Genomic DNA, 25,446 nt, shown 5'->3' with positions numbered 1-25,446 from the left:
CCGCCTCACGGCAGTTCGGGCAGATCCTCCGGGTACAGCAGGGTCAGGTCGTCGGTGCTCGGGTCGGCGAACTGCGCCACCCGGCTCGCGTGCCGCTCCACCATCGCCTCGAACGTCTGCCGCGCGGTACGGCCGTTGCCGAACGCCGGGCCCTTCGGCAGCGCCGTGAAGTACTTCAGCAGCGCCTCCGCCGTGCCGGACGCGAGCCGGTACTCGTGCTCGTCGGCCTGCTGCTCCACGATCCGCAGCAGCTCCTCGGGGCCGTAGTCCCCGAAGGTGATCGTCCGCGAGAAACGGGACGCCACACCGGGGTTGACCGACAGGAAGCGCTCCATCTCCGCCGTGTAGCCCGCCACGATCACCACCACCGCGTCCCGGTGGTCCTCCATCAGCTTCACCAGGGTGTCGATGGCCTCCTTGCCGAAGTCCCGCCCGGCGTCCTCCGGCGACAGCGCGTACGCCTCGTCGATGAACAGCACACCGCCCCGAGCCCGTTCGAACGCCTCCTGGGTGCGGATCGCGGTGGAACCGATGTGCTCGCCCACCAGGTCGACCCGCGACACCTCCACCAGATGCCCTATCTCCAGCACCCCGAGCGCGGCCAGGATCTCGCCGTAGAGCCGGGCCACCGTCGTCTTGCCGGTGCCGGGGGAGCCGGTGAAGACCAGATGCCGCTTGACCGACGCCGCCTTGAGCCCCGCCTTCTGGCGGCGTCTGCCCACCTCGATCATGTCGGTCAGCGCCCGCACCTCGCGCTTGACGCTCTCCAGGCCCACCAGCGCGTCGAGTTCACCCATCACCGCCTGCGACGTACGGGTCTCCCGCTCCGGCACGGGCGGCGCCACCGACGGCTCCGCACCGACCGCGCGCTGACCCGGAATCGCGCCGAGCAGCCCGCCCGTGGAGGCCGGAACCGTCTGTACCGCCGTGTCCTGTGCCGCCGGGGGCCGCAGCGCGCCGCTCTCGTCGCTGGAGCAGTCCTCCACGACCGGCCCGGCCCCCGAGCCCGCGTCCGTGCCGCCCTCGGCGAACTCGTAACCGCCGCGCACACACCGCTCCGTACGGCACTTGCGCAGGGTCGTGCGGCAGCCGTCGAGCACATGGAAGCCGTAGCCGCCGCTGCCGGTGACCCGGCAGTTGACGAAGCTGCCCCGGCCGCCCGCCGAGACGTAGAAACCCGCCTCGGCCGGGCTCTCCACCGCGCAGCGCTCGATCGTCGGGTCGGCGCCCTTGGTGACGATCACGCCGGTCTGGGTGCCGTCCACCGTGCAGTTGCTCAGGGTGCCGCCGCTGCCGTGGTCCCGGAACCAGGCGCCGGTCGCCGCGTCCCGGATACGGCAGTCGTCGAGCTGGGCGGTCGCGCCGTCGCTCACCGAGACCGCCGTGTTGCGCACCTGGGAGAGGTCGCTGTCCACCACGTCCGCGCGGGAGCCCCGGTCCAGCACGAACAGGGCGTCCGGCACGTCGTGCACCCGGCAGGAGTCCAGGACCGCCGTCGCGCCGTCGCTCACCCAGACCGCCGGGTAGTCACCGGTGCTGTCGAAGATCTCGCACTGGTTGGCGTCCACGCGCGTGCCCGGGTCCCACACGGACAGGCCGTTGCGCCCGAACTGCCGCACCGTGGTCCGGGTCAGGGTCAGCACCGAGCGGGAGCGCAGGTCGACCGCGTTCTCCGGGATGTCGTGGATACGGCAGTCCGCCAGCGTCAGCACCGCGTCGGTGTCGAGGGTGACGCCGTCCGCCGAGGTGCGGTGCACCTCGCAGTCGGTGAGATGGGCGGTGGCCCCCTGGGTGACCTGCACCCCGGCACCGCGCACCTCGTACACCTCGCAACCGAACGCCTCCAGGGCTGAGTTCTCGCCGGTCGCGCTCAGTCCGCTGCCCGAGGCGTGGTGCACCCGGCAGCGGTCCAGGCGCGGATGGCCGCCGCCGCGCACCGCCACGCCCGCCTGGCCGGCCGAGACGACCTCGCACTCCTCGAACACCCCGGCGGCGCCGTCGAGGACGAGGACGCCGATGCCGGCCGGGTTGTCCACCGTGCAGCGGCGCACGGTCGGGCGGGCCCCGCCGCGCACCTCGATGCCGGAGGCGGAGCGGGTCACGATCCGCACGTCCAGCAGCTCGGGCGTGCCCTCCTCCACCAGCAGCGCCGGGGCGGCGCCGTCCTGGCCCTCCACATGCAGGCCCTGCACCACGGCGGAGGCCCGCACGGTCAGCGGGACGCCGTCCACGGGCGCGATCCGCACGGAGCCCGGCGCGTTGTCGGGGCCGCGCAGTGTCACCTCCCGCCGTACGACGAGGTTCTCCCGGTAGGTGCCGGGGGCGATCGTGAGGACGTCGCCGTCGGAGGCGGCCTCGAGGGCGGCCGCGAGCGACGCGTACTCACCCGTGCGGCGCCGCCACCGCGATGTGCCGGTGTGCGTCACCTGGACCGTGCCCTGTGCCATGGCGTTGCCGTGCCCCCACCTCGTGGTACTTGTGCTCGTCCGCCTCAGGGGCTCCGCAGCCGGTGCCGGTACGGCTACCGCGGGGCGCCCGGAGGGCGTTCGCGTGTGCGCGTGTTCCGGACTCCGGCGCGGCCTTCGGCTCGCTCGCGCGCGGGTCGATGCCGAAAGCGAGTCGGCCGGTCCACCGTAGCGTGCGCGCGGGTGGCGAACCGACCAGAGCCGGAACCCCGGTCCCCAAGGCCGCGCCGCCCGGTCCTAGCTCCCCGTACCGGCCTTGCCCCAGTCCGGGCCCGCCCGGTCCCAGGCGCGGTCCCAACTCGCGTAGCGGCGGCGGACCATGCGCCAGACGACGAGGCGCCGCACGCTCTCGATGAGCCCGGCCGCCACCACGGCGGCGCCGAAACCGGCCAGCACCGCGTGCGCCCGCGCGGTGGCGGAGTCCAGCGGCCGGGTCGTTATTCGCCCGGTCGGGTCCGTCCACAGCCTGAAGTGCTCACCCGTGCGGGGGGACTTGACGTCCGCCAGCACCGCGCCCCGCCGGTGGGTGCCGTCCGGCGCGGTCCACCCGGCCACGACCCGGCTGCGGGAGGTACGGGCCGCGCCCGTGTCGGGATCGGCCTCGGGCGGCGCCTGCGCGAGGGTGCGCAGCACGGTCGCCGTGACCAGATGCCGGGCGTGCCGCTGCTCGCGCACCGACCGCCGCAGCGAGTCCTGCGCGGCGGACCCGGTGGCGATGCCGACGGCGGGCATCGCCACGAGCGTCAGCAGCAACGCCAGGAGGCACACCCATGCCTCCGCGAGATCGGTCGGGCGGCGCAGCGGATTGCCCCGCCAGCGCCACACACCGCTGATGGTCTGCACGTCCCCCACCCCCTTCGCTCCGACGCCCCCTGTCCTGCCCCGTGTCGGCCCCGCTCATCCCCCGGCCCGGTGAAGAGGGCTCGGGAGAAGGACATCACGTCCTCGCGGTTTCTCTCACGGATTTCTCATGTTCGCCCAACGACCCGGGTGCGGCGGGAGTTCCCGGTTCCCGTGTCCGAACAGCCGACCAGTGGTGACGTGGTGTCGGATGTGGACGCACACCGGTCCGCGCGGCTGGGAAAAGTGATCGGCATGTTCCCGGTGTGACGGGGTACGGGCACCGTCAGGGGAGGACGAGCGGAGGGGGACAGACGAATGCCGCCGCCGGGCGACAGCTCGGCGACGGCACACGGGGGACGGGACGGCTCGGGCGGGGTGACGACCTTCCCCCCGTCGTCGAACCGGCACCACCGCTGGTCACGGTGGACGTCGATCGATCGCGGAGTCGCGTTCCCGGAGCCGGACGGCCGCTACGAGGAGCGGAACGGGCTCAGTAGCCGCGGTACTGCTGGTTGTTGTACGGCTCCTGGTACGGCTGCTGCGGCGGCCGGGGAGCCGCCGGGCGCATGGCCTCGTAGCCCGAGGGCGCCGGGCGCGGCGGCTGGGGCTGCGCGCCGGGGTAGCCGCGCGGGGCGCCGGCCTGCTGCGGGATGTACGCCGTGGGCGTCGGCTGCATCTGGGGCGCCTGCTGCTGCGGGTAGCCGTACGACGGCTGTGGCGAGGGGGCCGCGGGCAGCGCGGGAAGAGCGGAGGGCAGTGCGGGGAGGTTGCCGCCGGGGGAGGGCATGCCGGGGGAGGACTGCATGCCGACACCGGTGTCATAGGCGGCCGGGACCCTGATCGGGGCGATCTGCGGGGTGCCCCGCTCGGCCACGAGCGAGTCGTAGATCGGGGTGTCCGGGAAGGAGGCGGAGTAGTAGCCGCCGCCATAGGTGGAGCGGGGGGAGGTCATGGCACATAAGTTAAGCCCACGATGTGCTGGTTGGGGAGACCGATAAGAGGGTTGTTTTCCGTGTCGGCGGCGATCTGGGATCGCTAATCCGAGCGAACTTGCCAAAAATGGACTCCATTCGACGTCTGGATCGTGTAAAAGGCGAGTTCCTGTCCGGTTACCGACGGTTGACGGAGCGTCGGACGTTGTACAGATGGGGGCGGACATGTCAAGCGGCCGCAAGTGAGCCGGGTTCAGCCCTCGTCCGGCACGGCGTCGGGACGCGCGTAGGTGCGGCCCTTCCAGGCGGCGCCCCGGCCCCGGTAGTGCTGCACCGCCGAGTCGAGCGTCATCAGCAGATAGAGGAACGCCGTGAACGGCAGCAGCGGGGCGAGCCACAGCGGCTGCCGGTAGTAGCGCAGCATCGGCATATACGTCGCCGCCATCACCGCCCACGCCACCGCGCCGAGCGCGCACGCCGGCGCGTTCCCCAGGGCCGCGCCCGCCACCACCGCCACGGGCGGCACCAGATACACCAGCGCCAGCCCCGCCACCGTCCCCAGCAGCAGCGCCGGACTGTGCCTGAGCTGGGCGTACGCGCTGCGGGACACCATGCGCCACAGCTCGCCCAGACCCGGATACGGGCGCACGCTGTCCACCCGGTCCGCCAGGCCCAGCCAGAGATGGCCGCCGTTCGCCCGCACCGCGCGCGCGAGGGCCACGTCGTCGATGACCGCGTGCCGGACGGCGTCCGGAATGCGGGCCCGCCCGGCCATGTCCGCCCGCAGCAGCACACAGCCCCCGGCCGCCGCCGTCGTCCGGGCGCCCCGGCGGCCGATCCACCGGAAGGGGTAGAGCTGGGCGAAGAAGTAGACGAAGGCCGGGACCACCAGCCGCTCCCAGGGGCTCTCCGCGCGCAGCCGGGCCATCTGGGACACCAGGTCGAAGTCACCCGTACGGGCCGCCGCGACCAGGGAGCGCAGGCTGTCCGGAGCGTGCGCGATGTCCGCGTCCGTCAGCAGCAGGAACTCGGGGTCACGCGCGCGTGCCAGCGCGATCCCGTGCCGGACCGCCCACAGCTTGCCCGTCCAGCCCTCGGGCGGCTCGCCGGGGGAGTCCACCGTGAGCGGCAGCCCGCCGTGCCGCGCGGACAGCTCGCGGGCCAGGCCGCCGGTGCCGTCGCGGCTGCCGTCGTCCACCAGGAAGACCTCCGCCCGGCCCGGATAGTCCTGGGCGAGCAGCGAGGGCAGGCTCGCGGGCAGCACGGCCGCCTCGTCGCGGGCCGGGACCACCACGCAGACCGACGGCCACTCCCCGGGCTCGCGGCGCGGCGGCAGCCGTACATCGGTGCGCCAGAAGAAGCCCTGGCCCAGCAGCAGCCAGCACCAGACGGCGAGGGATACGGCGGCGGTCCACACGATGGCGCTCACGGCCGCAGTCTGCCCCACCGGAACGGCCCACCGATGGTCATCGACTATCGTGGCCGGGTGAAGATCGCGCTCATGGACTCCGGAATCGGCCTCCTCGCAGCCACCGCGGCGGTGCGCCGCCTTCGGCCCGACGCGGATCTCGTGCTCTCCCTGGACCCCGACGGCATGCCCTGGGGACCGCGCACCCCCGAGGACCTGACCCGGCGTGCCGTGGCCGTCGCCGAGGCCGCCGCCGCCCGCCGGCCGGACGCTCTCATCGTCGGCTGCAACACCGCGTCCGTGCACGCCCTGCCCGCGCTGCGCGCCCTGTGCGAACCCGGCATCCCGGTGATCGGCACCGTACCCGCGATCAAGCCCGCCGCGGCCGGCGGCGGCCACGTGGCGATCTGGGCGACCCCCGCCACCACCGGCAGCCCCTATCAGCGCGGTCTGATCGCGGACTTCGCGCACGGCGTCCAGGTCACCGAGGTGCCCTGCTGGGGCCTGGCCGAGGCCGTCGAGCACGCGGACGAGCAGGCCATCACCGCGACGATCGCGGCCGCCGCGGAACTCACCCCGCCCGACGTCACGACCGTCGTCCTCGGCTGCACCCACTACGAACTCGTCTCGGAACGCATCCGGGCCGCCGTCCAGCAGCCGGGCGCCGCCCCGCTCGTGCTGCACGGCTCCGCCGGGGCCGTCGCCACCCAGGCGCTGCGCCGCATCGGCGAGCCGGCCGCCCCCGACGCCCCCGCCGTCGGCTCCCTCACCGTGCTGCTCAGCGGCCGCGAGGGCGGCGCGCTGCCCGCGGCCGCGCTGCACTACGCCGAGGGACGGCTGCTGCCCGCGGCCGGCCCGCTCGCCGACCGGATGTGACGTCAAGGCACGACCGCCGAGCGATCCGCCCGGAGCAGTAGCTCTTCGTGACCCGGTACCACCACGGCGGAACCTGGGTAACCTCATAGACATGAGGGAGCACCGCGACGCCGAGGACGCCCCGCACCCCGACGTCTGGACCGGACGCGCCACCAACCGCGTGCAGTGGGTACTGGCGCTGGCCGGCGCCGCCTGCATGGCGCTCGGCATCGAGCTGGCCGTGCAGTCCGCGTGGACCTCCGGGATCATCGCCCTGGTCATGTCCGTCGTGGGCTGCATCGCGGTCGGGCTGCTCGTCCTGTTCGGGACGCTCGCCTTCGTGCACGTCGACCTCAAGCTGGACCGGGACGCGCTGGAGGTGCGCTGCGGCCATGTCGGGCTGCCGCGCCGCCGCATCCCGCTCTCCCAGGTCGTCGACGCCGCGTACATCCCGCACGTCACCCCCCGCCACTGGGGCGGCTGGGGCTACCGCTGGCGCCCCGAGAAGGGCACCGCCGTGGTCGTTCGCCGGGGGGAGGGCATCGTGCTCAGCCTGTGGGACGGCCACACCTTCACCATCACCGTGGACAACGCCGAGTCGGCCGTCCGCGTCATCCGGGCCCGGCTGCGCGCCATCACCCCGGACAACGCGCACTGACCCCGCTCAGCCCACCGGCTCCTGCCGGGGCAGCGGCTCCACCCGAGGCACCCGCTCCTCCTCGCCCCACGGTCGGGCCGTCGCCCACCCGGCCAGCAGTCCCGCGCCCGCCGTCACCGCGGTGAAGCTCAGCGCGTCACCCACCGACGCGATCACCGCCAGCGCCGTGAGCGCCGCCCCCGCCGTCAGCACCACCGGCGTCGGCCGCGCCGTCCGCCACAGCGCGTGCAGCACCCACCCGAACACCGCCGCCAGCAGCAGCGCCCCCACGATCCCCTGCTCGGCCAGCAACTGCAGCGGCGCCGAATGCGGCCGCCCCGCCGGATCACCCGGCGTCCCGAAACGCCCCGGCCCCACACCCCACACCGGCGCCTCACGGGCCAGCCGCACCGCCCGGCCCCACAGCCCCACCCGGTACGGCCCGATCCGGTCCGTGAACTCCGCGGCGCACCCGGCCGGCAGCACCCCCGACGCCAGCCCCCACACCGCGCCCACCGCCACCCCGGCCACGACCGCCAGCCCGGCCAGCCCCGCGCCCCGGTACGGCATCGAACCGGCGGCCACCGAGCACAGCAGTACGGCGCCCCCGGCCGCGCAGCCGCCCGGCGAGCCCAGCAGCGCCCCGGCCGGCACCACCGCGGCCGCCAGCAGCCACAACAGCGGCCGCATCCCCGGTACCGGTGTCGACCAGGCGGCGCAGCACAGCGCCCCGGTGGCCAGCGCCAGCAGCGCGGCCACGGCACCGGCCTGCCCGAGCGGAGCCGCGTAGGCCGGGCCCGGCAGCGGGCCGGGCATCGTCACGGCCAGTACCAGCGCGGCCGCCGCCCCGGCGCACGGCGCGGCCACCGGGAGCAGCGCCCCCGACATCCGCCCGGCCGCGCAGCCCGCCGCCGTGGCGAGCACCGCCAGCAGCATCCCCTCCGGCCGCCCGTCGTGCGCCGCCGCCGATATCAGCGACCAGGCCGCGCACAGCCCGAGCAGGATCATCCCCGCACCGTCGGACACGTTCCGTCCCGCACGGTCCGCGTCCGCCCCGGACGCGCACTCCATCCCCGTCGACGCCACCCGTAGCCCCTCGCACCCGGTCCCCCGACCTGTGGCCGCACCTCGCGACGGCATCCGGCCGGGACCGGCCGCGCCGCCGAGGCTCGGATCACGCTAACGGCTGCGGGCCGATTTGTGGACGAGTTGCGCGGGAATGCCGTGCTGACCGGCATGTCAGGGGGTGTGCGGACCGCCGTACACTCCCCAGGGTGACCGTCACCGCAACTTCCGTGGACCGGCCGGACCGGCTCCAGCCGCCCCCGGCCAAGGGCGCGCGCGCCCGCCTGCTCCGTCTGGTCCCGGCCCTCGTGTCCGCGCTGAGCGGCGTGCTCCTCTACGTCAGCTTCCCGCCCCGCACCCTGTGGTGGCTGGCGCTGCCCGCCTTCGCCGGGTTCGCCTGGGCGCTGCGCGGCCGGACCTGGAAGACGGCGCTCGGCCTCGGCTACCTCTTCGGCCTCGGCTTCCTGCTGCCGCTCCTGGTGTGGACCGGCGTGGAGGTCGGCCCCGGCCCCTGGATCGCGCTGGTCGTCATCGAGGCGGTCTACGTCGCCCTGGTCGGCGCCGGCATCGCCGCCGTGTCCCGGCTGCCCGGCTGGCCCGTGTGGGCGGCGGCGCTGTGGACCGCCGGAGAAGCGGTACGCGCGCGTATGCCGTTCGGCGGCTTCCCCTGGGGCAAGGTCGCCTTCGGGCAGGCGGACGGCGTCTTCCTGCCGCTCGCCGCGCTGGGCGGCACCCCGGTGCTCGGCTTCGGCGTCGTCCTGTGCGGCTTCGGCCTCTACGAGATCGTCCGGCTGGCCCTGCGCCGCCGCGACGGCGAGGTACGGCGGTCCGCCGCGGCCGTCGCGCTGCTCAGCGTCGCGGTGCCGGTGGTGGGCGCGGTCGGCGCGCGTGCGCTGGTCAGCGACAAGGCCGAGGCGGGGACCGCGACCGTGGCGGTGATCCAGGGCAATGTGCCGCGCGCGGGGCTGGAGTTCAACGCCCAGCGGCGCGCGGTGCTCGACTACCACGCGCGGGAGACCCGCCGGCTCGCCGCCCGGGTCGCGGCGGGCAAGGAACCGCGCCCCGACTTCGTGCTCTGGCCGGAGAACTCCTCCGACATCGACCCCTTCGCCGCCCCCGACGCGGCCGCCGTCATCCAGGGCGCCGCCGAGGCGATCGGCGCGCCCATCTCGGTCGGGGCGGTCGTCGAGCGGGACGGCAGGCTCCTCAACGAGCAGATCCTCTGGGACCCGGTCAAGGGACCGCTCCAGACCTACGACAAGCGTCAGGTGCAGCCCTTCGGCGAGTACCTCCCGATGCGCTCGCTCATCGGTGCGATCAACAGTGAGTGGACCAGCATGGTCCGCCAGGACTTCAGCCGGGGCGACCAGCCGGGCGTCTTCGGCTTCGGCCGCGTCAAGGTCGGCCTCGCCACCTGCTACGAGGCCGCGTTCGACTGGGCCGTACGGGACACCGTCACCCATGGCGCCCAGATGATCTCCGTGCCGAGCAACAACGCCACCTTCGACCGCAGCGAGATGACCTACCAGCAGCTCGCCATGTCCCGCGTCCGCGCCGTCGAGCACAGCCGGACCGTGACCGTGCCGGTGACCAGCGGTGTCAGCGCGGTGATCATGCCGGACGGGCGGGTCGCGCGGCACACCGGGATGTTCGTCCCCGCCCACATCGACATGAAGGTGCCGCTGCGCACCTCCGAGACGCCCGCGACCCGGCTCGGCATCCTGCCCGAGCTGGCGCTGCTGCTGGTCGCGGCGGGCGGTCTGGGCTGGGCGGTCGCGGTCGCGGCACGCGATCGGCGCGCCTCCTCCGGCGTCCAGCCGTAGGACCGGCCGGACGTGCCTGGCCGTGGCGGCCGGGCGGTGTCCGGCCGTTTAGGGTCGGGGCCATGGCTACACCTGAATTCATCACCGCGCTCCGGGCCACGGCGGGCACCCAGTTGCTCTGGCTGCCCGGTGTCACCGCGATCGTCTTCGACGACGAGGGGCGGGTGCTCCTGGGCCGCCGCACCGACACCCGCAAGTGGTCGGTGATCGGCGGCATCCCGGAGCCGGGCGAGCAGCCCGCCGCGTGCGCGGTGCGCGAGGTCTTCGAGGAGACGGCCGTGCGCTGCGTGCCCGAGCGGGTCGTCCTGGTGCAGGCCCTCCAGCCCATCACCTACGGCAACGGTGACGAGTGCCAGTACATGGACATCACCTTCCGCTGCCGGGCCGTGGGCGGCGAGGCGCGGGTCAACGACGACGAGTCGCTGGACGTGGGCTGGTTCGCGGTGGACGCGCTGCCGGAGCTGAACGAGTTCTCGCTGTTCCGGATCAAGCAGGCCCTGTCCGAGACACCCACATGGTTCGACCCCATGACTCTTGGCTGAAGTATGGGTTCTCGCCCTATGTGGTGAGCCGGGGGCGCGTCACTAGGGTCGAGACATGATCTCGTCCAGCCCCCCGCCCCGTTCCCCTTCCGCCCTGGACCTCGCCGGCCGGGTCGCCCTCGTCACCGGGGCCGCCGGAGGCATCGGCAGCGCGTGCGCGCTCCGGCTCGCCGCGGCGGGGGCGGAGGTGCGGGCGCTCGACCTGGACGGGGCGGGGCTGGACGAGCTGGCCGGCCGGGCCGAGGGTCTCGCGGGCCGGGTCGTGCCCCGGGTGCTGGACCTCACCGACCTCGACGCGGCCGAGGGGGCCGCCGCCGGGACCGACGTCCTGGTCAACAACGCCGGGCTGCAACTGGTGCGGCCGCTGGAGGAGTTCCCGCCCGAGGTCTTCCACACCGTGCTGACGGTGATGCTGGAGGCGCCGTTCCGGCTCATCCGCGGGGCGTTGCCCCATATGTACGCGCAGGGCTGGGGGCGCATCGTCAATGTGTCCTCCGTCCATGGGCTGCGCGCCTCTGCCTTCAAGTCGGCCTATGTGGCCGCCAAACATGGGCTGGAGGGGCTGTCCAAGACGGCCGCGCTGGAGGGCGCCCCCCATGGTGTGACGTCGAACTGTGTGAACCCCGCCTATGTGCGCACCCCACTGGTGGAGAAGCAGATCGCCGACCAGGCCGAGGCGCACGGCATCCCGGAGGAGCAGGTGCTCTCCGAGGTCCTGCTCAAGGACAGCGCGCTGCGCCGGCTGATCGAACCCGAGGAGGTCGCCGAGGCCGTCGCCTATCTGTGCGGCCCGCAGGCGTCCTTCGTCACCGGCACCTCCCTGGTGCTGGACGGCGGCTGGACGGCCCACTGAACCGCTGCCCGGAACCGGTCCTCGTGGGTTATCCACAGGGCTGACCGGCCGAGCCCACGATGAGCGATCCTGTGGCCATGTCTCCCGATCAACTCCAGTCGGCCGCGCGCCCCGCCACCGGGGCCGCCGCGGCGGGGGCCGTCGCCTGTGCGGAGGCCCCCTACCTCGAACTGCTCGCCCGCGACGCCTCCCCGGAGGCGTACGAACGTCCCGTCCTCCTCGCCCGTGCCGAGGGGGAGTCCGTCGACCGGGTCGCCGCGCTGGAACACGCCAAGTTCCTCGCGCTGCGCGTCCGCGCCGAGTTGGAGGGGCGCCGTCGCCGGGAGGCGGAACTCTCCGCCCTCTTCGAGACCGCCCACGACCTGGCCGGGCTCCGGGACGTGGACGCGGTCCTGCGGGCCATCGTGCAGCGCGCCCGCTCCCTCCTCGCCACCGACATCGCCTACCTCAGCCTCAACGACCCCGAGCGCGGCGACACCTACATGCTGGTCACCGAGGGCTCCGTCTCCGCCCGCTTCCAGCAGCTCCGGCTCGGCATGGGGGAGGGGCTCGGCGGGCTCGTCGCCCAGACCGCCCGGCCGTACGTCACCGACGACTACTTCCAGGACGCCCGCTTCCAGCACACCGACACCATCGACGTCGCGGTGCGCGACGAGGGCCTGTTCGCCATCGTCGGGGTTCCGCTGACGCTCGGCCCGCAGGTCATCGGCGTCCTCTTCGCCGCCGACCGGCGCGCACGGGTCTTCGAACGCGAACAGATCGCCCTGCTCGGCTCCTTCGCCGCCCTCGCCGCGGCCGCCATCGACACCACCAACCTCCTCACCGGGACCCAGGCCGCCCTCGCCGGGCTCGAACGCGCCAACGAGGTCATCCAGGACCGCAGCGCCGTCATAGAGCGCGCCTCCGAGGTGCACGACCGGCTCGCCGAACTCGTCCTGCGCGGCGGGGGAGTCCACGACGTGGCCGCCGCCGTCGCCGAAGTCCTCGACGGAGCGGTCGAGTTCACCGAGACCGGCACCACACCGGCCGAGGCGCTGGAGGCGTCCCGCGCCGAGGGGCACGCCGTGCGCCACGGGCCCGACTGGATCGCTGCGGTGGCAGCGGGGGAGGAAGTGTTCGGCGCGCTCGTGCTGCACGGCCATCCCGACCTCGATCCGGTCGACCAGCGCACCCTGGAGCGGGCCGCGATGGTCACCTCGCTGCTCCTGCTGGCCCGCCGTTCCGCCGCCGAAGCCGAACGCCGCGTGCGCGGCGAACTGCTGGACGACCTCCTCGACGCCCGCGACCGCGACCCGCGCCTCCTCCGGGAACGCGCCGCGCGGCTCGACGCCGACCTGGACGCCACCCACGCCGTCCTCGCCACCCGCCTCGACGCCCCCTCGGCCGACGCCGACGAGGAGGCCGCCGCCCGGCGCCGCCTGTGGTCCGCCGCCTCCCACCTCGCCACCACCCGGCACGGCCTGGCCGCCACCCGCGACGGCGGCACCGTCCTCCTGCTCCCGCTCGGCCCCGGTGACACCGCCACGGAACTGGCCCGGCGCACCGCCCGCGAACTCGGCACCGCCGTCCGCCAGCCGGTCACCGTCGGCGCCTCGGCTCCCGTCACCGGCCTGGCCGCCCGAGCCGATCAGGTGGCCGCCGCCTACGCCGAGGGCCGCCGCTGCCTGGACGCGCTCCATCTGCTCGGCCGGGGAGGGGACGGCGCGGCCGCCGAGGACTTCGGCTTCCTCGGGCTGCTGCTCGCCGGGGACCGGGACATCGGCGGCTTCGTGGAGCGCACCATCGGCCCCCTCGTGGCGTACGACGCACGGCGCGGCACCGATCTGCTGCGCACCCTGGACGCCTACTTCGCCGCCGCGATGAGCCCGGCCCGCACCAAGGACGTGCTCCATGTGCATGTGAACACCGTCGCCCAGCGGCTGGAACGGGTGGGGCGGCTGCTGGGCGACGACTGGCAGACGCCGTCCCGTGTGCTGGAGATCCAACTCGCGCTGCGGCTGCACGGGTTGGCCGGGCCGGGACGCCGCTGACCGGCACCCGCGCGGGGTGCCGGCCTCGGGTGGGGCGCCTGTCAGGGAGCCGGGGTCTTCGCCGCCGTGTCCACCGTGTCCGCCGGGGCGGACGGGGCGCCCTCGGCCGTGACGTCGGCGAGGTCCCGGTTGCGGGTCTCGAGAGCCACGCCCACGGCGACCAGGGTGAGCAGGACGGCGCCGATGACGTACAGGGCGATCGGGGTCGCGCTGTCGTACTCCGCGAGCAGCGCGGTGGCGATCAGCGGGGCGGGCGCACCGGCGGCCACGGAGGAGAACTGGGCGCCGATGGAGGCACCGGAGTAGCGGACGCGGGTGGCGAACATCTCCGCGAAGAAGGCGGCCTGCGGTGCGTACATGGCGCCGTGGAGGATCAGGCCGACGACAACGGCCAGCACCAGCCGGCCGAAGGTGCCCGCGTCCACCAGCGCGAAGAAGGGGAAGATCCACAGGCCCACGCCGGCCGCGCCGAACAGGTACACCGGCCGCCGTCCGACGCGGTCCGAGAGCGCGCCCCAGGCCGGGATCACCACGAAGTGGACGGCGGAGCCGATGAGTACGGCGTTGAGCGCGGTCTGCTTGGAGGCGTCGGCGGCGGTGGTGGCGTAGACCAGGATGAAGGCGGTGATGACGTAGTAGCTGATGTTCTCCGCCAGGCGGGCGCCCATGGCGATGAGCACCTCGCGCCACTGGTGGCGCAGCACGGACACCAGCGGCAGCTTCTCCGCCGCCTCGCCCTGGCGCGCCTCGGCCCGGGCCAACGCCTGCTTGAAGACGGGCGATTCGTCGACGGAGAGGCGTATCCACAGCCCCACGACCACCAGCACGCCGGAGAGCAGGAAGGGGATGCGCCAGCCCCAGGCGGTGAACGCGTCGTCCGAGAGGGTGGCGGTGAGCAGGGACAGCACACCCGTGGCGAGCAACTGCCCGGCGGGCGCGCCGGTCTGCGGCCACGAGGCCCAGAAGCCGCGCCGGCGCGCGTCCCCGTGCTCGGACACCAGCAGGACGGCGCCTCCCCACTCACCGCCCAGCGCGAAGCCCTGCACCAGCCGCAGCGCGGTCAGCAGCACCGGCGCGGCGGTGCCGATGGTGGCGTGGGTGGGCAGCAGGCCGATGGCGAAGGTCGCCCCGCCCATCAGCAGCAGACTCAGCACCAGCAGCTTCTTGCGCCCCAGCCGGTCCCCGAAGTGCCCGAACACCAACGCCCCGAGCGGCCGCGCCGCGAACCCGGCCGCGTACGTCACGAACGCCAGCAGCGTCCCCACCAGCGGGTCGGAGTCCGGGAAGAACAGCTTGTTGAACACCAGGGCCGCCGCCGACCCGTACAGGAAGAAGTCGTACCACTCGATGGTGGTCCCGATCAGGCTGGCGGCGACGATGCGGGGGAGCTTCGCCGGGGGCGGGGGAGCGGTGTGGTCGGCTGCCATGTGCGCCACTTCCTTGTGTGCGGTGGGGACGGGGGGTGTCGGCACACCGTAGGAAGGGGCAGGTCAGGGGCACATGTGGTGGGGCTACATAGTTCGGGGCGGGAGTGTGCGTGCGGCCCCCATATGGGAGCCGCACCAGTCCCGCGGCGTCAGCCCAGTACCCGGCCGAGGAAGCCGCGCAGATACCCCGCGACGACATCGAGGTGGCTCTCCAGCAGGAAGTGGCCGCCGTCGATCAGATGCACCTCCGCGTCCTGGGCGTCGCGGGCGAAGGCCAGGGCGCCGGCCGGCCCGAAGATCTCGTCGTTGCGGCCCCACACGGCCAGGACCGGGGCCTCGCTGGTGCGCAGGAAGTCGTGCAGCAGCGGGTAGAGCGGGCGGTTGTTGGCGTAGTCGCGGAACAGGGCGAGCTGAACCTCGTCGTTGCCCTCGCGGGAGACCAGGGCGAAGTCGTGCTCCCAGGTGTCGGGGCTGACCACGCTCGGGTCGGGCACGCCGTGCAGATACTGCCAGCGGATGGCGTCGCGGCTCAGCGCGGTGCGTACGGCGGATTCGGTGTCGGGGCCGGGATTCGCCCCGTAGGCCCAGACTGCGGTCCAGAACGACTCGACGAAACCGTCCTCGTAACCGTTGCCGTTCTGGGTGACGAGGGCGGAGATCCGCTCGGGGTTCTTGAGTGCGAGGCGCCAGCCGATGGGGGCGCCGTAGTCCTGGACGTAGAGGGCGTAGCGGTCCAGGCCCAGTTGGTCGAGCAGGTGGGAGGTGATCTCGGCGAGGGCGTCGAAGGTGTAGGTGAAGTCCGCCGTGTCCGGGGCGTCGGAGAGGCCGAAGCCGAGGTGGTCCGGCGCGATGACGTGATAGTCGTCGGCCAGCAGCGGGATGAGCTGCCGGAACATGAACGAGCTGGTCGGATAGCCGTGCAGCAGGACGATCGCGGGGGCGTCGGCGGGTCCGGCCTCGCGGTAGAAGATCTCGTGGCCGTCGACGGTGGCGGTCCGGTGGTGCACCGAGTTCATGTCTAACCCCTTCGAGTGCGTTATCCGGTTATCTTCTGGCCAGGCAAGCACGCGTGGGCTAACCTGTCAAGCGCTTCGATATGGTTAGAAGGAGGGACCCGATGAGCACGTTGCTGGATCTGCTGAACAGCAGGCCGCTGGTCGACGGCCGGGAACGGGACGCCCTCGCCGACCCGGCCGAAGGCCGACGCTGGGCACGGGAGCGCGGCGGCGACGGCAGCCTCGCGGAACTGACGCTGCTGCGGGAGGCGCGGGACGTCCTGCGGGACATCGTGGGCGGCGAGCGCTCGCCCGAGGCGCTGAAGCCGCTGCTCGACGGGGTCCAGCAGGTTCCGGAAGCCACTCCGGAGGGCCTTCGCTGGACACTCAGGACCGCCCCGCACACCCGGCTGGCCGTCGAGGCGATCCTCGCCTGGGCCGACATCGAGGAGCGCATGCCCGGCCGGCTGCGACCCTGCGCCAACAGCGAGTGCCGGTTGTTCCTGCTCGACCGCAGCCGCGCCAACCGGGCCCGCTGGTGTTCGATGGCCGTCTGCGGCAACCGCGAAAAGGCGCGACGCCACTACGAACGCACCCGATGACGTGCGGCCGGTGTGCCGCAGGGCAAAACTCCCGTGCGCCGGTTTGCCCGCCTCTGCGATCATCCCGGAATGGCGCAGATTTTCGAATCGCTGGTCATCCGGCACACCCACCGTCTTCCCGCCCCCGAAGGCTCGGCCGGAGAAGGCGCCGTCGCCGCGCGGCAGTTCGACGCGGCGCTGGCATCCGTCGGCTTCAAGCTCTCGGCGGAGCTGCTGGAGCGGCTGTCGGGACTGTCCGAGGCCGCGGTCCTGCACACCGCCCGGCGCACGCTGCGCGTCGTGCGCGAGATGCTGGGCGACCATGTCCGGCACAACGCGTACTTCATCGACTTCCCCGCCAACGTGCCGGACACCGAGGACTTCTGGATGCGGTGCGTGGCAGAGGCCCTCGGTGACAAGGCGTCGCGCGGACGGGTGCCGGCGCAGGTGACGCACGGGGCGGTGAACCTGCTCAGCCTCCCCGCGTACGGCCGGTACCAGCACACGTACGAGGAGATGCTCGCCGCGCAGGACGAACTGATCGCCTCGGCGGGCGACCGGATCACCGTCCTGCACCTCGGCCGGGACCTGGACGACGAACTCGGTGACCTGTACCGGGCCCTCGCCGGCAGCACCACCCCGCTGAACGAGGACGACCTGCGCGACCTCAAGATCCTCGCCCAGCGCTGCGCGCTCGGCCCCCAGCCGGATGCGATCCCCGTCCGGGAGAACCGGGCGGTCATCAACGAGGCCCGGCTCAATGTGGGGGCCGACCTCCTGCTCGACACCGTCACCGATGTGCTGCGGCTGGCCTGCGCGCTGTCCGGCGGCGACGTGACGCTCCAGGAGCCGACCCGGTTCCGTACGCTGCCCCGGCCGCTGCGCCGAGGGCTGCTCGCGGGGCTCGACGCCGTGATCGCGGCCCACCCCGCGAAGCTGGCCGATGTGCACGCGCACCGGGAGCCCTTCAAGCGGCTCGGTGAACGCCTCCACCCGCACGAGTACCCGCGCTGGCCGCACGCCGCCGATGTGTTCGCGGTCGCGCGGGGCGAGAAGGAGGCGCGGTCCTTCGACAGCCGGATCGAGAGGCTGCTCGACGCGTCCGACGTCCTCGGTGCGGTCAAGCTGCTCACGTCCGCGCCCGGCAAGCTGTTCCGCGCCCTGGACCTCCTGCTGCGCATCGCCGCCGGCCAGGAGGAGCGGGACGCGGTGATCGCCGCCGCGTCGCAGGTCGCGCCCGACGTCTCCGGCCGGGTCGTGCTCTCGGTGCGCGAGCATCTCCACAACCGGGCACGGGAGAGCGGCCGTTCGCGGATCTTCGTCAACCGTCGGGGCCGCGCCTGGGTGACCCCCGACGTCCGGCCGCCGGTACCGGCAGGCGACCGTGATCGGCTGATCGCCGCCCTCGACGCGGAGATACGCCGTCGGCTCCCGATGCCGGGCCGTCTGCTGCTCGACCCCGATGTCCTCGACGTGGCGCTTCCGCTCAGCGGCCGGGCCACCGCGACCGGGCTCGGCGTACTGCCGCGAGGCTCGGTCTCGGCGGTCGACGGCGAACGGCTCCGCTTCTTCGTGTACTGGAAGGAGACCGAGCGCCGGACCGACTACGACCTGTCGGCACTGCTGCTGCGTGCCGACTACCGGACCGACTCCTGGCTCTCCTACACGTCCCTCCGGGGCGTCGGGGGCCGGCATTCGGGCGATATCACCGAAGCTCCGGACGGCGCCTCGGAGTTCATCGAGCTGTCCCTGGACCGGGTGCGCGGCACGTTCATCGTCCCGCAGGTCAACATCTACGCGGGCGAGGGCTTCGAGGAGGTCGAGGAGTCGTTCTTCGGGTTCATGCTGCGCGACGGTGAGCAGAAGGGCCGGCCGTTCGAGCCGCGCACGGTGCGGATGAAGTCGGAGCTGCGCGGTGTGGGCCGGGTGGCGCTGCCGCTGGTGTTCCAGCGCGGGGACGACGGCCAGTGGCGCGCGAAGTGGCTGCACCTGTACCTGAGGGGCATCTCGGCGGCCAACCGGGTCGAGGAGAACCAGGCGTCCGTGTCGACGGTGGTACGGGCCCTCGTGGAGCGGGAGCAGTTGACGGTGCGGTACCTCACCGACCTGATGTCCGACGGCACCGCGCCCGTGGAGCAGTGGGACGGCGAGCGGGTTCCGGACGAGCCCGTGACGTACATCGGCCTCGGACGGCCCGAGGGACTGCACCCGGACTCGCGCGTCATCACCCTCGAAAATCTGCGCGACTTGATTCCGGCTTGAGTGCTAGCGTTGCCCACGGCGAGGCCATGAAGGGGCTTCCTTCTCAACTTCCTTTCCTGAAACGAGTTCCTTCGCTTTCCTCGCCGCCGACTTGGTCATCCGGGAGGCGCCCGCGCGGCGCCTCCCGGTTTCCGTATGCGGAAGAAGCGCGGAGGACTTGGGTCCGCAAGAGGGCTGGGCAGGGTCCTTGCATCGATGTAAAAGACCCGCATGAAACCATTTCGCAGCTTCCAAGCTGCCCTCGTGCTCACGGTGTTGGGCTTCCTCGCCGCACTCCTGTCGTTCACCTCCGCCGGGCCGGCCAAGGCGGAGCAGACGTCGTTGCGGGCGGCCGACCCGAGCGTCATCCGGGTCGGCTCCACCTACATCTCGGCGCAGTCCACCGGCGGCGGGATCGCCGTACGGCAGGCGTCCTCCACCGCCGGGCTCGCCTCAGCGCCCGCCCGGCAGGTGTGGTCGGACACCCAGGGGCGCGGGGAGGTGTGGGCGCCGGAACTGACCACGGACGGCGGGCGCTACTACATCTACTTCACCGCCGGACGGGGCGCCGCACACCGGATGTTCGTCATCAGCTCCGCCAGCCCCGACAGCGGCTACGGCGGCGAGACCCGGCTCGCGCTCCCGGACGACAAGTGGGCCATCGACGGCACCATGTTCACCTTCAGCGGGCAGCGCTGGTTCGTCTGGTCGGGCTGGGCCGGGGACACCAACGTCGAGCAGAACCTCTACATCGCCCGGATGAGCAGCCCCACCACGCCGACCGGGGCCCGGTACATCATCTCCCAGCCGCGGGAGAGCTGGGAGCGGGTGGTCGGCAACCCGTACATCAACGAGGCGCCCGAGGCGATCCGGGACCCGGGTGGCCAACTCCACATCGTCTACTCGGCGAACGGCAGTTGGAGCGACCAGTACTGCCTGGCCGACCTGCGGCTGCGGGCCGGCGGCGATCCGACGTACGTGTGGGACTGGTACAAGTCCAACGGCTGCCTCTTCGGCTCCAACCGCTCGACCATGATGGCCGGCTGGGACCCCACGCTGTACGTCAATGGGCCCGGCCACCACACCTTCGTCCTGCTCAATGGGGACATCGCCACCAGCCCGCCGGCCGGGCCGCGTTTCCCGCTGATGTTCCACGCCGTGGCCAAGGGCACGCCGTACTCCTGGGACAACCGGTACTGGTACACCGGGTCGTTCGCGTGGTGGGGCGACACCACATATCGGCGCGCCAATGTGCCCGGACCCACCTCGGACACCGGGTGGGGGCTGAAGTTCTTCGAGTAGCGGGATTCCGGGGCCCGGCACGATGCCGGGCCCCGGACCCCTTCAGCCGACGGACACCGTGGAGGGGGCCGGCTCCGGAGCCTCGTCGCCGCGTCGCAGCAGGTCCCGTTCGATCTGCTCCAGCGTCCGCCCCCGCGTCTCCGGCAGCAGCTTCTTGACGAAGATGCCGGAGGCCAGCGTCGTCACGGCGAAGATCACGAAGTTGGCGCCCGCGCCCCAGGCGTGCAGGAGGGACGGGAAGACCAGCGCCACGGCCATGTTGAACAGCCAGTTGAACACCACGCACACACCCACTGCCCCCGCGCGGATACGGGTCGGGAACAGCTCGGGCAGCATCACCCATTGCACCGGACCCCACGACATGGCGAACGCCGCCACGTACAGCGCGACACCGAACAGCGTCAGCGGGGCCAGCAGCGAGCCGTCGCCGAGCGGCGTCAGGTTGACGGCCGCCAGCACGACCATGCCGGCGCACATCCCGGCCGAGCCCCACAGCAGCAGGGGCCGGCGCCCCCGGCGGTCGATCAGACGCATCGCCGGGAGGGTCATCAGCATGTTGACGACGCCGATGCCGACGTTGGCGAGGATCGCGCCGTTGTCGCCGAACCCGATGCTGGTCAGCAGCGTCGGGGCGTAGTAGATGATCGTGTTGATGCCGCCGAAGTTCTGGAAGAACACCAGCAGCAGACCGACGACCAGCATGGGCCGCAGCCTGGGGGAAAGCAGGTCGCGCAGCGTCAGCCGCCGCGTCTCCGCGCGCTCCTCCTCCAACGTCCGCTCGATGTCGAGCAGTTCGGTGCGGGCCGCCTCGCCGTCACCGCGCAGCCGGGTCAGCACCTCGCGGGCATCGTCCCGGCGGCCGCGCCCCACCAGCCATCGCGGGCTCTCCGGCTGGGTGAGGATGCCGAGCGCGAGGATCGCGGCCGGCAGCACACCGAGCCCGATCATCCAGCGCCAGGCGTGCGCCGGGGCGAGGGCGTAGTCGGTGAGGTAGGCCAGGAAGATGCCCACGGTCACCAGAAGCTGCATCAGGGACGCGAGTCCGCCCCGCACCTCCACCGGCGCCAGCTCGGTCAGGTACAGCGGCACCACGACCGAGGCGATGCCGACGCCCACGCCGATCAGCACCCGCGCCCCGATCAGCAGCGACGCCTCGGAGGAGAGGGCCGCGCCGACCGTGCCGACGATGAAGACGAGCGCGGCGCCCAGGATCAGGCGGCGCCTGCCCCAGGCGTCGGAGAGCTTCCCGGCCAGCCCGGCACCCGCCATCGCGCCCACCAGCAGACCCGAGACGACCAGGCCCTCCAGCAGTGGCGACAACGCGATGTCCCGGCGGATGAAGAGCATCGCACCGGAGATCATCCCCGTGTCGTACCCCCACAGGATGCCGCCGAGGGCGCCGAACACCCAGATCAGGGCGTTGCGCAGCCGTGGGCGCCGCTTCGGCGCCGCGTCCGGCTGGGCGCTCATGACGCGGCGTCCGCGACCGTGGCCGCCGACCGGATCGCCGCGGTGCGCGGGTCCTCCGCCTGCGGGGCGAGGTGGATCTTCTGTCCGGTGCCCGCGCGGAAGAGGGCGACCGCCTCGTCGAAGCTCTCCAGCGGCAGCACATCGCTGACCAGCGGATCGAGGTCCAGGCCGCCCGCGAGGATCTCCACGGCGGGCTGGAACCCGTTGTGCACCGCCATGGAGCCGATGATGTCGATCTCGCGGTTGTAGACCATGAACGGCGAGAAGGTGGCCCGCCGGGCCGGGTCGGCGACGCCGAACTGGAGGAACGTGCCGCCCTTGCGGACCCGGCCGAGACCGTCCTCGATGGCCGCGATGACACCGGTGGCGTCGATGACGACCTCGAACCCGTGCTCCCGGCCCAGTTCGTCGGCGTTCGCGGCCGTGGCGTCGGCGCCCATGCGGCGGGCCAGCTCCAGGCGGCGGACGTTGGGGTCCACCACGGACACGGAGGCCGCGCCCGCGTTGCCCACCAGGGCCGCCATCATCAGGCCCATGGTCCCGGCGCCGTAGACCAGGTAGTGCTCACCGGGCCGCCGGGGGAGCCGGCTCAGGCCGTGCACGGCGCAGGACAACGGCTCGACCAGTCCGGCCGCCGCCTCGGACAGGCCGTCGGGCAGGACGTGGCAGCGGGCGGCGGGGACGGCCACGTACTCGGCGAAGCCGCCGTTACGGGTGACGCCGACCGCGGTGTAGTGCTCGCAGAGGTTGCCGCGGCCGATCCGGCAGTAATGGCAGGCGCCGCAAGGGGTGTTGGGGTCGACGGCGACCCGCTGGCCGACGGCCGGGAAGAGCACGTCCTTGCCGGCCTCGACCACGACACCCGTCAGCTCGTGGCCGGGGATCAGCGGATAGGGCACGGACGGCAGCTCGCCGCCCAGGATGTGCATGTCCGTCCCGCACAGGCCGCACGAGCTGACGCGGACCACCACCTCCGAGGGACCGGGACTCGGATCGGGTATGACGGCCAGCTCGGCGCTTCCCGGCTGGGTGACCACGACAGCGCGCATGGCGCCTCCTCACAACAGTGTGCGGACGGATGTCCGAAGACGCCGCGAAACCTAATCCGCGCGTAAGCGTTTGCGCAAACGCTTACGTGTGACATTTGATGGACCACTGGCATCTCATGGACGGACGAGCCGGCCTCCCCCCGGTCTGCTCGGCCCCGGCCGGCCCCCGGCGGGCGGGCGGACACGCGGCACGGGGCACACGAAGGAGAACCGATGCGGACGATGGCGGACGTGGCGAGACACGCGGGTGTCTCGGTGGCCACGGTCTCCCACGTGCTCAACGCCACACGCCCGGTCCGGCCCGCGACCCGGGACGCGGTGCTGCGCGCCATCGACGAGCTGGGCTACATCCACAACACCCTGGCCCGGTCCCTGGTCACCTCCCGCACCCACTCGGTCGGCCTCGCCGTCTCGGCGATCAGCAACCCGTACTTCACCGAGATCCTCCAGGGAGTCGAGGCCGAGGCCCTCGCCACCGGCTACGGCCTCCTCATCGCCGACCCGCACGACGACCCCGCCCACGAGCTGAGCGTGGTCCGCATGCTCCACGAGCGCCGGGTGGACGGCGTGCTCATCGCCCCCTCCGCCGAACCCTCCGCGCTGCTCGCCTACTTGGACCGCGCCGACGTCCCGGTGGTCTTCCTGGACCGCCTCGTCGACGAGGCCGAGGAACCCGCGTACGACCAGGTCTGCGCCGACGGTGTCGCACCCGTCCGCGAGCTGGTCGGACACCTCGCCGCGCTCGGGCACCGCCGGATCGCCATGGTGGCCGGACTCGCCGGACTGAGCACCACCACCGAACGCATCGACGGCTACCGGCAGGGCCTCGACGCGGCCGGCCTGCCTTTCGACCCCGCCCTGCTCGCCCACGGCCACTCCGCCTCCGAGGGCGCCCGCCATGCCACCGAGCGCCTGCTCGCCTCGCCCGCACGCCCCACCGCCGTGATCGCGGCGAACAACGCGATGACCATCGGCGCGCTCCAGGCCCTCCGCGACGCGGACCTGCGCATCCCGGAGGATGTCGCGCTCGTCAGCTTCGACGACTTCGAGTGGGCCGACCTCTTCTCGCCCAGCCTCACAGCCGTACGCCAGCCCAGCCGCGACCTCGGCAAACTGGCGCTGCGCCTGCTCCTGGAGCGGCTCGACGCGCCCGACCGCCCCGCGCGGACCGTCCGGCTGCCCTGCACCCTCGTCCACCGCACGTCCTGCGGCTGCCCGCCGGACTGACGCACCGGCTCTCCACCAGCCCACTTCGCCCCGCCGCACCACGGCTCACCGAAAGGAAACAGCACAGTGATCGTCGTCGCCGGCGAGGCACTCATCGACCTCGTGCCCGCCCCCGTCACCTCCGACCCGGCGCCCGCCCTGCCGCCGCTCCTCCCGCAGCGCGGCGGCGGACCGTACAACGCGGCCGTCGCACTGGGCCGCCTCGGCTCCCCGACGGCGTTCTGCTCGCGGGTGTCCACGGACGCCTTCGGCACCGCCCTGCTGGCGGGGCTGCGGGACGCCGGTGTCGACACTTCGCTGGTCCAGCGGGGCCCCGAGCCCACCACGCTGGCCGTCGCCGACGTGGGCAGCGACGGCTCGGCCGGCTACGGCTTCTACACCGAGGGCACCGCCGACCGGCTGTTCGCCCTCCCGCCCGCGCTGCCGGAGGGTGCCACCGCCCTCTCCGTCGGCACCTGCTCGCTCGTGCTGGAGCCCGGCGCGAGCGCGTACGAGGCGCTGCTGAAGCGGGAGTCGGGCAACGGGGTGTTCACCGCCCTGGACCCCAACATCCGGGCCGGGCTGATCGCGGACGCCGACGCCTACCGGGAGCGGTTCCTGTCCTGGCTGCCGTACGTGGCCCTGCTGAAGCTGTCGGTGGAGGACGCGGAGTGGCTGGCGGACATCGGCTCCGGGGAGGATCTCGACGTCCACCTGTCGGCGTGGCTGGAGCGCGGCCCCGCGGCGATCGTCCTGACCCGGGGCGGCGACGGACTGAGCGTGTGGAGCCGGGGCGCGGGACGGGTGAGTGTGGCGGGTACGGCGGTCACGGTGGTCGACACCATCGGGGCGGGCGACACGGTCAACGCGGCGCTGCTGCACCGGCTGCGCGAGATCGACGCGCTGAGCCACGCGACGGTCGCGGGCCTGGACGCGGAGGTCTGGCGCGACGTGCTCGGCTTCGCCGCCCGCGCGGCGGCCCTGACCTGTTCCCGCTCCGGTGCCGAACCGCCGTACGCCTGGGAACTGTCGGCCTGAACAGGGCTGCGGGCGCGGGCAGTTGCCGATTTCCCGTCCGGCCCCGGGTCCGTTTATGATCTTGGTCGTGACTGTGCAGAGCCCCGGCAAGACGCCGTCCCGTAAGCAGCGCCTCCAGGAGAAGCAGCGTCGGCAGCTCGCCGTCGTCGACACCGTCGACAAGGCCGAGGTGAAGGTGCGCAAGGCGGAGGCCGAGCTGGCCGTGGCCGTGGTGGAGGCGGTGGAGGTCTTCGGCGACGAGGACGCCGCGTCCCAGGGGCTCGACATGCCCGTGGAGACCATCCGCCGGTTCATCGACCTGGCGGTCACCACGAGGGCGGCGGCCGACGAGGACGGCGCACAACTGCCTTGAGTGCGTAACTCCCTTGTCCGTACGACGAGATGGACGCCGCGTGACGGGCGGCGTCCATCTCGGCATGCGTTCCGGCCGGAAGTGCTCAGTGGCCCTTGCGCCTGCGGTCCTGCTCGAGGTCGCTGCCGGCCACGGACCGGTCGTCCTCGGTGATGTTCTGGTCGTCAAGAAGCTGGCCCGCCTCGGAGCCGACACGCTTGCTCGTGTGGTGGCCGCGCTCGGTGTCGGAGAGGGCGCTGGCCGCGACCGAGCGCTCTTCCGGCGTGGCGTTCGGGTCGCTCATGATGCGCGCGGCTTCGGATGCGTCCATCTTGCCCGTCATGATCGCTCAC

Annotated in this window: 22 protein-coding genes; 12 read left to right on the top strand and 10 right to left on the bottom strand. The window is 73.0% G+C overall.

Annotation, left to right across the window (positions count from 1 at the left end):
- Positions 1-5: 5 nt before the first annotated feature.
- From E5083_RS18975 to E5083_RS18960, 4 genes are all read right to left on the bottom strand, one after another.
- The gene (locus tag E5083_RS18975; RefSeq protein WP_135786882.1) at positions 6-2,447 is read right to left on the bottom strand and encodes a right-handed parallel beta-helix repeat-containing protein; all 2,442 of its coding nucleotides are present in this window, start codon (positions 2,445-2,447) and stop codon (positions 6-8) included.
- Between the two features lie 255 nt (positions 2,448-2,702).
- Positions 2,703-3,308, bottom strand: coding sequence for an Rv1733c family protein (locus E5083_RS18970; protein ID WP_135786881.1), 606 nt, complete (start codon positions 3,306-3,308; stop codon positions 2,703-2,705).
- Between the two features lie 490 nt (positions 3,309-3,798).
- The gene (locus E5083_RS18965; protein ID WP_135786880.1) at positions 3,799-4,260 is read right to left on the bottom strand and encodes a DUF6643 family protein; all 462 of its coding nucleotides are present in this window, start codon (positions 4,258-4,260) and stop codon (positions 3,799-3,801) included.
- A gap of 233 nt (positions 4,261-4,493) precedes the next feature.
- On the bottom strand, positions 4,494-5,669 hold the full coding sequence (locus E5083_RS18960) for a glycosyltransferase (RefSeq protein WP_135786879.1): 1,176 nt from the start codon (positions 5,667-5,669) through the stop codon (positions 4,494-4,496).
- 57 nt (positions 5,670-5,726) lie between these two features.
- On the opposite strand from E5083_RS18960, the gene E5083_RS18955 reads away from it, so the two are divergent.
- Both E5083_RS18955 and E5083_RS18950 read left to right on the top strand, forming a co-directional pair.
- Positions 5,727-6,524 carry a glutamate racemase gene (locus tag E5083_RS18955; RefSeq protein WP_425276732.1) on the top strand — a complete coding sequence of 266 codons (798 nt, stop codon included), beginning with the start codon at positions 5,727-5,729 and terminating at the stop codon, positions 6,522-6,524.
- Between the two features lie 91 nt (positions 6,525-6,615).
- A complete protein-coding gene (locus E5083_RS18950) occupies positions 6,616-7,161 on the top strand; it encodes a hypothetical protein (protein WP_135786877.1) in 546 nt (181 codons plus the stop codon).
- A gap of 6 nt (positions 7,162-7,167) precedes the next feature.
- On the opposite strand, the gene E5083_RS18945 is transcribed toward E5083_RS18950, so the two are convergent.
- On the bottom strand, positions 7,168-8,148 hold the full coding sequence (locus tag E5083_RS18945) for an O-antigen ligase family protein (protein WP_135787051.1): 981 nt from the start codon (positions 8,146-8,148) through the stop codon (positions 7,168-7,170).
- Between the two features lie 266 nt (positions 8,149-8,414).
- On the opposite strand from E5083_RS18945, the gene lnt reads away from it, so the two are divergent.
- The 4 genes from lnt to E5083_RS18925 all read left to right on the top strand — a co-directional run bounded on the left by lnt (position 8,415) and on the right by E5083_RS18925 (position 13,453).
- Positions 8,415-10,028 (top strand): apolipoprotein N-acyltransferase, encoded by a 1,614-nt coding sequence (gene lnt / locus E5083_RS18940; protein WP_135786876.1) that lies wholly within the window; start codon positions 8,415-8,417, stop codon positions 10,026-10,028.
- A 62-nt stretch (positions 10,029-10,090) separates the two neighbouring features.
- On the top strand, positions 10,091-10,570 hold the full coding sequence (locus E5083_RS18935; protein WP_135786875.1) for an NUDIX hydrolase: 480 nt from the start codon (positions 10,091-10,093) through the stop codon (positions 10,568-10,570).
- Positions 10,571-10,625: 55 nt separating this feature from the next.
- The gene (locus E5083_RS18930; RefSeq protein ID WP_135786874.1) at positions 10,626-11,423 is read left to right on the top strand and encodes a 3-hydroxybutyrate dehydrogenase; all 798 of its coding nucleotides are present in this window, start codon (positions 10,626-10,628) and stop codon (positions 11,421-11,423) included.
- 77 nt (positions 11,424-11,500) lie between these two features.
- Positions 11,501-13,453: a helix-turn-helix domain-containing protein gene (locus tag E5083_RS18925; protein WP_135786873.1), complete on the top strand. Its 1,953-nt coding sequence runs from the start codon at positions 11,501-11,503 to the stop codon at positions 13,451-13,453.
- A gap of 41 nt (positions 13,454-13,494) precedes the next feature.
- Here E5083_RS18925 and E5083_RS18920 read toward each other — a convergent pair whose 3' ends face one another.
- Positions 13,495-14,880 (bottom strand): MFS transporter, encoded by a 1,386-nt coding sequence (locus E5083_RS18920; RefSeq protein ID WP_135786872.1) that lies wholly within the window; start codon positions 14,878-14,880, stop codon positions 13,495-13,497.
- Positions 14,881-15,029: 149 nt separating this feature from the next.
- Positions 15,030-15,896 carry an alpha/beta fold hydrolase gene (locus E5083_RS18915; RefSeq protein ID WP_135786871.1) on the bottom strand — a complete coding sequence of 289 codons (867 nt, stop codon included), beginning with the start codon at positions 15,894-15,896 and terminating at the stop codon, positions 15,030-15,032.
- A gap of 101 nt (positions 15,897-15,997) precedes the next feature.
- Between E5083_RS18915 and E5083_RS18910 the strand changes: the two genes are divergently transcribed.
- From E5083_RS18910 to E5083_RS18900, 3 genes are all read left to right on the top strand, one after another.
- On the top strand, positions 15,998-16,477 hold the full coding sequence (locus E5083_RS18910) for a CGNR zinc finger domain-containing protein (protein ID WP_135786870.1): 480 nt from the start codon (positions 15,998-16,000) through the stop codon (positions 16,475-16,477).
- A 69-nt stretch (positions 16,478-16,546) separates the two neighbouring features.
- The gene (locus tag E5083_RS18905; RefSeq protein ID WP_135786869.1) at positions 16,547-18,718 is read left to right on the top strand and encodes a TerD family protein; all 2,172 of its coding nucleotides are present in this window, start codon (positions 16,547-16,549) and stop codon (positions 18,716-18,718) included.
- A 210-nt stretch (positions 18,719-18,928) separates the two neighbouring features.
- The gene (locus tag E5083_RS18900) at positions 18,929-19,999 is read left to right on the top strand and encodes a glycoside hydrolase family 43 protein (protein WP_135786868.1); all 1,071 of its coding nucleotides are present in this window, start codon (positions 18,929-18,931) and stop codon (positions 19,997-19,999) included.
- 42 nt (positions 20,000-20,041) lie between these two features.
- Here the strand turns inward: E5083_RS18900 and E5083_RS18895 are convergent, their stop codons facing one another.
- Both E5083_RS18895 and E5083_RS18890 read right to left on the bottom strand, forming a co-directional pair.
- Positions 20,042-21,469: a sugar porter family MFS transporter gene (locus tag E5083_RS18895; RefSeq protein ID WP_135786867.1), complete on the bottom strand. Its 1,428-nt coding sequence runs from the start codon at positions 21,467-21,469 to the stop codon at positions 20,042-20,044.
- Positions 21,466-22,518 (bottom strand): zinc-dependent alcohol dehydrogenase family protein, encoded by a 1,053-nt coding sequence (locus E5083_RS18890; RefSeq protein WP_135786866.1) that lies wholly within the window; start codon positions 22,516-22,518, stop codon positions 21,466-21,468. Before E5083_RS18890 ends, E5083_RS18895 begins: the two co-directional genes overlap by 4 nt.
- Before the next feature lie 213 nt (positions 22,519-22,731).
- Between E5083_RS18890 and E5083_RS18885 the strand changes: the two genes are divergently transcribed.
- From E5083_RS18885 to E5083_RS18875, 3 genes are all read left to right on the top strand, one after another.
- Positions 22,732-23,745, top strand: a complete 1,014-nt coding sequence (locus E5083_RS18885; RefSeq protein WP_135786865.1) for a LacI family DNA-binding transcriptional regulator — start codon at positions 22,732-22,734, stop codon at positions 23,743-23,745.
- A gap of 66 nt (positions 23,746-23,811) precedes the next feature.
- Complete coding sequence (locus E5083_RS18880) at positions 23,812-24,762, top strand: carbohydrate kinase family protein (protein ID WP_135786864.1); 951 nt, start codon at positions 23,812-23,814, stop codon at positions 24,760-24,762.
- Positions 24,763-24,829: 67 nt separating this feature from the next.
- Positions 24,830-25,114: a hypothetical protein gene (locus E5083_RS18875; RefSeq protein ID WP_244317560.1), complete on the top strand. Its 285-nt coding sequence runs from the start codon at positions 24,830-24,832 to the stop codon at positions 25,112-25,114.
- A gap of 85 nt (positions 25,115-25,199) precedes the next feature.
- On the opposite strand, the gene E5083_RS18870 is transcribed toward E5083_RS18875, so the two are convergent.
- Positions 25,200-25,436, bottom strand: coding sequence for a hypothetical protein (locus E5083_RS18870; RefSeq protein WP_135786862.1), 237 nt, complete (start codon positions 25,434-25,436; stop codon positions 25,200-25,202).
- Positions 25,437-25,446: the final 10 nt, after the last annotated feature.

This window comes from Streptomyces bauhiniae, from assembly GCF_004784475.1.
GTDB classification, from domain to species: domain Bacteria; phylum Actinomycetota; class Actinomycetes; order Streptomycetales; family Streptomycetaceae; genus Streptomyces; species Streptomyces seoulensis.
Note: the sequence above shows the minus strand (reverse complement) of the source record. Positions and strands in the feature narration are given on the sequence as shown.